The organism is Gilliamella sp. Fer4-1 (genome assembly GCF_001690515.1).
GTDB lineage: Bacteria > Pseudomonadota > Gammaproteobacteria > Enterobacterales > Orbaceae > Gilliamella > Gilliamella apicola_C.
Genome location: NZ_LZGZ01000117.1, coordinates 1 through 1982 on the forward strand (window position 1 = coordinate 1; position 1982 = coordinate 1982).

Here is a 1982-nt window from a genome sequence, read left to right on the forward strand (position 1 = left end):
TAAATTACTTGAAACAGCCCAAAAAAACACCATATCATTACCCTACTATTTCAGTTATAGGAGGCTACTTTTATGGCAAGTGGATGGGCATCTGACGATGCTGTTAACCAACAAATCGAAGGTACTATTGCCGATGCTATAGAAAACGCAAGGCGACAACTCAATTACGGTACAATTAGCGCTCACTTTTGCATTGAGTGTGGCGACCCTATCGCTGAAGCCAGAAAAATAGCATTACCCGGCGTACAATATTGTTTGTCTTGCCAACAAGAAATCGACAAGCGGATTGCTAAAGCATCAAGTTTATATAATCGCCGAGGCAGTAAAGATAGTCAACTGCGCTAATCACAACAAAAGCCAAAATAAATCAGCAAAAAAGGGTGGATTGCGCCACCCTAAAATACAAGTAATGTTTATTTTTTACCTTCACGAACCGCATCATAAGGATAAATAATTAACTTATTATCAAACCACTCAGCACAAAAAATATCTTCTATTTTTTCATAGCCTTGCCTAGAAATTTCACGTTTAACCCAATCTTCATCTTTTTTGAGTTGCTCAAGATTATCATGACTAATACTGCCGTTTTCAATAATAAGCAGGGCAATATCTTTATCACCTTGTTTGATAATGGTTAAAGAACCGTTTAGCTCGTACCAAACTTCTTTTAACTCATCAAACGAAGCTATGCCTTGTATATTAACTAAGGTTTCAAAATCTCTTACTGGTAAATTAGCTTTAACAAAATTATCTGTGATTAAATGACCATTTTTAACTAATTGAATAGGCTCACCATCTATTGCATCTCGTAGACGTGAATTTTTAGATTTGATATAACGGATCAAAACAAGCAAGCCAGCCCAAATAGCAACTAACCCCGCTGCCTCCCATGGTGATACCGTTGGGCTCAGCAACGCTCCCCCAACGAGCGCACCAATAACCATACTACCGACCTGATCAAGCTGTGACATTGGTGCAATTTGACTTTTACCTGATAACTTGACGTAAATAAGTAAAATAACTAGTGCTAACAAAAATTTTGGTGCCATTTCTAATAAATACATTTCCTTTCTCCCAGCTAACATGATATGTTGAACTACAATTCCAAATACAGAATTGAACAAAACTTCCAAATTGGAACAGGTAACAATTTATATAAAAATCGGTGTAACTTTTGTGTAATTGACAATCAACTCATATTTATTTTATGAGTAAAAAACCAAAATAAGACATGATCATTAAGATAAACAATTATTATTGTACTCTAAAATTTAAATAATTTATAAGATTATTACTTTGATTGCGATAACTTATTTCTATTATGCAATATTAGTTAAAAATTACAACAATGAAAAACAATAATGATTGTGGTGATAAAATACCATTAATGATGACATAAAACCAACTCGAAATTGCTTTAGATTATTACTCAATACACTAAAGCAACAACGACTATCGTATTACCTTCCTTTAGAATCTTAACTGTTAAATTAACTGCAATATTAACTGTAAATCTTTGCATCCATTTGCAAGCAGGTTTGAGAAAAAACAATTATATTATTTCCAATAAAAATAATATTAGTCGCGTTTTTATTGGAAATTTATCTATAATTTTTTATTACGAAAGAGCGCAAACCAATAGATTGGCCACTTGCTTTTTCCGATAAGATTATTGACAATGTACGCAATGATAACTAATGCGATAGAGCCTGATAACACGGGAAACAGCAAAAAGCTAAAATCATAATTAATTTGATTTGCTGTTAACAATATAACTAGCGGATTAGCGCCTGCTGGTGGATGCACGCATCGCAAAAACTGCATAGTAGCAATAGCACATCCCACAGAGAAAGCGATAACGAATACTGAATCACCAAGCAACTTTAAAAACAGCAACCCAATAAACGCTGAGATAAGATGCCCAAAGATCACATTTCTAGGCTGCGCCAAAGGAGATTGAGAAACTGCAAATAAAATTACAC

General features: G+C 34.1%; 3 protein-coding genes. 1 reads left to right on the forward strand and 2 read right to left on the reverse strand.

Annotated features, from left to right (window positions below):
- Positions 1–72 precede the first annotated feature (72 nt).
- Entirely contained in the window at positions 73–345 is a 273-nt protein-coding gene (locus tag A9G30_RS04260; protein ID WP_065567589.1) for a DksA/TraR family C4-type zinc finger protein, read from the forward strand.
- A 68-nt stretch (positions 346–413) separates the two neighbouring features.
- On the opposite strand, the gene A9G30_RS04265 is transcribed toward A9G30_RS04260, so the two are convergent.
- Positions 414–1064, reverse strand: coding sequence for a DUF421 domain-containing protein (locus tag A9G30_RS04265; protein ID WP_065588165.1), 651 nt, complete (start codon positions 1062–1064; stop codon positions 414–416).
- 541 nt (positions 1065–1605) lie between these two features.
- The coding region (locus tag A9G30_RS04270) for an HPP family protein (RefSeq protein WP_065588166.1) at positions 1606–1982 on the reverse strand (377 nt) is incomplete at its 5' end.

Coding starts and splice junctions, on each gene's coding strand:
- A9G30_RS04260 (WP_065567589.1), top strand. CDS start 73: ATGGCAAGTGGATGGGCATCTGACGATGCTGTTAACCAACAAATCGAA.
- A9G30_RS04265 (WP_065588165.1), bottom strand. CDS start 1,064: ATGTATTTATTAGAAATGGCACCAAAATTTTTGTTAGCACTAGTTATT.